The sequence below is a fragment of the Streptomyces sp. CRN 30 genome, from assembly GCF_034105845.1.
This window is the reverse complement of sequence record NZ_JAVRHI010000229.1, coordinates 1-3,859: the sequence shown is the minus strand read 5'-3', so window position 1 is coordinate 3,859 and position 3,859 is coordinate 1. Positions and strand designations below refer to the sequence as shown.

Annotated in this window: 3 protein-coding genes; all 3 read right to left on the bottom strand. The window is 76.2% G+C overall.

All coding sequences use genetic code 11. From position 1 onward, the window contains the following. Positions 1-1,477, bottom strand: a 1,477-nt coding sequence (locus tag UW392_RS24590; protein WP_320777282.1) for a lipid II flippase MurJ, incomplete at its 3' end; no start/stop codon positions are given. 77 nt (positions 1,478-1,554) lie between these two features. Then, a complete protein-coding gene (locus tag UW392_RS24585) occupies positions 1,555-2,856 on the bottom strand; it encodes an O-antigen ligase family protein (RefSeq protein WP_320777283.1) in 1,302 nt (433 codons plus the stop codon). Between the two features lie 61 nt (positions 2,857-2,917). Then, on the bottom strand, positions 2,918-3,859 hold a 942-nt coding region (locus UW392_RS24580), incomplete at its 5' end, for a sugar transferase (RefSeq protein WP_320777281.1).

Sequence of the window (3,859 nt, the reverse complement as noted above, 5' to 3'; positions counted from 1 at the left end):
CGTTGGCCGCGCCGAGACCGGCCGCGCCCCACCGGCCCACGGCCGCCGCGCCGATCCCGCCGGTGGCCACGACACCGGCGGCCATCGCGGCCGCCGGGTACCAGCTCGCGCGTCCGGCGGAGAAGTAGCAGCGGGACAGCGCCCCCACCACGGTCTGGCCGAGCAGCCCGAGGGCGTACACGCGCATCACGGAGACGGTCGCGGCGGTGTCGGCGGGCGTGAACGCGCCCCGCTCGAAGAGCAGCCGGACGAGCTGCGGGGCACACGCGATGACCGTGGCCGCGCCGAGCAGCACGAGCGTCGCGGCGAGCGCCACGTCCCGCTCCACACGCGCGCGTGCCCGTTCGGTGTCCCCGTCGGCCAGCGCCCGCGCCACCACCGGATAGGTGACGGTGCACAGCATCAGCGACAGCGTCATCGGGATCTGCGCCACCTTCTGCGCGTAGTTCAGGTGGGAGATGGCACCGGAGGCGAGTCCGGAGGCGAGGAAGCGCTCGATGAGGACCTGCGACTGACGGGTGAGCGCGAAGAGGAGGACGGTGAGGAGGAGGGGCAGGGCGGCGGGATGCGCGGTGGAGGGCTGCGCGGCGGCGGAGGGGCCGACTGCCGGCCGTTCCTGTCGCCGCCCTTGCTTCTGCTTCTGCTTCTGCCTCTGCCTCTGCCTCTGCCTTCGCCTCCGCGTCTCGGCGACCAGCGACGGCACCTGCGCCGCCACCATCAGACAGCCGCCCACCGCGACCCCGGCCGCCGCCGCCCGCACCCCCAGCGCCCCGCCGAGCAGGAACATCGTCGCGATGATGCCGAGGTTGTAGGCGACGTAGATCGCGGCCGGCGCGGGGAAGCGGCGGTGCGCGCGCAGCACCGCGCTGCAGTACCCGGCCAGTCCGAAGCTGAGGACGCACGTCGCGGTGAGGCGCGTGCAGTCCACCGCGAGCGCGTGCTCGGACAGCCCCGGCGCCAGCACTCGCACCAGCAGCGGCGCCGCTACGACGATCAGCGCGCCGGCCACGGCGAAGGCGAGCGCCAGCCGGGGCAGCGTCGCGGCGACCAGCGCGCGCACCGGATCGCCGGCCGCCCCCGCCGCCCGCCGGGCGAGGGCCAGGCTGAACATCGGGACCAGCGCGAACGCAAGCCCGTCCTCGATCAGCAGCGTGGCCGCGAACTCCGGCACCGTCCACGCAACCAGGAAGGCGTCCGTCTCGCCGCCCGCCCCGAACAGTCGCGCGAGCGACTGGTCCCGGGCCAGCCCGAGCACCGACCCGGCCACGGACAGCGCCGCCGTGACGGCGGCGGCGCGGGCGAGGAACCCTCGTCCGGAACGGCCGCCGTCCGCCACGGCGATACCGGGCAGGGCGACATCGGACGGCACCGTACCCTCCGCCCCGGACCCGGACCCGGACCCGGACCCGGACGCGGGCACGCGCGCGTGGGCGTGGGCGTGGATCCGCGCGTCGCCCCGCACGGCTGTCGCCCTCATCGCCCTCATCGGGTTCGTTGGATCCATTGAATCGACCGGATTCACCGGATTCACCGGATATAGCGGATTCACCGGATTCACCGGACCGGCACCTCCCGGCACCCGCCGGTGAGGGCCCAGTGCGCCGCGAGGCCGAGGCATACGGCCGTCAGCACGGTCGACGGCCCGCCGATGTCGGCGTAGGCGAAGTCGGTCAGCTGCCACACCAGCAGCCCGCACGCGATGAGCCCGCCGCACGGCGGAGACCCCGCCGCACGGGCCGCGCGCAGCCGCCGCACCCCGAGCACCAGCAGCGCCAGCCAGCTCCCCGCGAGGGCCGTGACCCCGATCAGCCCCTGCTCGGCGAGGACCAGCAGGTACATGTTGTGCGGGGAGAGCAGCGGCTGCCGTACGTACCCGGCGCCCGCGCCGTCGGTCTCGCTGCCCGAGGACAGCGCCAGCGAGGCGTGCGCGTCCCGGTGCGCGGGGAAGCCCTTGAGACCGACGCCGGTCAGCGGGCGCTCGCGCCACATCCCGGCCGCCGCCGCCCACATCGCGTACCGGTCGGTCACCGACCGGTCCGGCGCCTCGGCGACCTCGGCGATGCTGCCGACCCGCTCCTGGAGCATCACCGTACCGATGCCGAACCCGCCGACCAGGACCACGCCCGCCGCGAGCAGGGCCGCCCCCACCGCCAGCGCCCGCCGCGCCCCGGCGAGAAGCAGCTGGGCCGCGCAGGCCACCGCCGTCGCGATCCATGCCCCGCGGCTGAAGGACAGCGCGAGCGGCACCAGCAGGACGGCCGCGCACCCGGCGGCGACGACCCGGGAACGCACCGGCCCCCGGCCCAGCGCCAGCCCCACCGCGCACACCAGCCCCAGGGCCACCACGGTCGCCATCCCCATCACGTCCTGTGCCCCGAACGTCCCCACCGCCCGCACTGTCGCGCCCTGGTACGAGGCACCGGTCGCCGTGACGTACTGGTGCGTGCCGACCGCCCCCTGACAGAGCGCCAGCCCCGTGGTCGCCCAGGCGAGCAGCCGTACGTCGCCCCGCCCGCGCACCAGCAGCAGTACGGCGGCCGGCACGAGCACGAACACCTGGAGATAGCGGCCGAACCCGGCGAGAGCGGCGCCCGGCGAGGCGGCGTCCGCGGCGGCCAGCGCCAGTCCCAGCACGGGCAGCCCCAGCACCGCGGCCGCCGTGCGCGACAGCGGCCGCCGCCGCTCGCGCACCAGGCGGACCGCGCAGTACAGCACCACCAGCGCGGACACGGCGTCGGCGGGGTGCGCGCCGCTGCCGCCGTCCGGCCCGAGGGGCACGGCCAGCAGCGCGACCACGGCGGTCACCGCCGCGACGGGCGGCAGGTTCCGCACCCGCACCCGCACCCGTACCCGCACGCGCGCGTGCACACTTGTCGCGGACCGCGCCGCGGACCGGGGCAGGGCGACACTCACCGGCTCAGCTCCCCGTGGGGCGGACGAGCGCGGCGGCCGTGCGCGCCAGGATGCACACGTCCCGCCACAGCGACCAGTCGTCGATGTACGCGTTGTCGAACCGGGCCCGGTCCTCGATGGAGGTGTTCCCGCGCAAGCCGCTGACCTGAGCGAGACCGGTGAGACCGGCCGGCATCCGGTGCCGCGCCGCGTACCCCGGGTAGGTCCGGCTGAACTGCGCGACGAAGTACGGGCGTTCGGGACGCGGGCCGACCAGGCTCATGTCGCCCCGGAAGACGTTCCACAGCTGGAGCAGTTCGTCCAGCGAGGTCCGCCGAAGGAAGCGGCACAGGGGCGGCATCCGCCGCTCCTCGGCCACGCTCCACCGGGTCGCCGACTCGTGCGCGTCGGCCGGGCGGTGGGTGCGGAACTTCAGCAGGGTGAAGGGCCGGCCGCCCTGGCCGACGCGCTCCTGCCGGAAGACCACACCGGGGCCCGCGCTGATCCGCAGCGCCACCGCGCAGGCCAGCAGCAACGGCCCCGTCAGCAGCAGGAGAAGAGCCGACACGGTCACGTCCAGGGCCCGTTTGACGCCGCCGCCCGGCCGGTCCGCTCCGTCCGGCACCCGCCGGCAGGGGAACCCGGCGAGCCGTTCCCGCCCCGCGTCCGCCGGCGCCCCGGCCGGCTCCGCGGTCAGCTCCCACACCGCGCACCCCGACCCGGCCAGCGCCCGCAGCAGCGGCGCCCGCCGGTCCCGTACCGACGGGTGCACCACCAGTACGTCCCGCACCCCGTCGCGTACGAGCGCCCGCCCGATCTCCTCGCTCGTCACCAGCACCGGCAGCACCCCGCCGCCGTCCGGACCGTCGGCGACGACCCCGACCGGCCGCACCCCGCACTCCGGGCGCCGCAGCACCGCCGCGGCCACCCGCTGTGCGGTCGCGGCGGGCCCGACCACCAGGGCCGT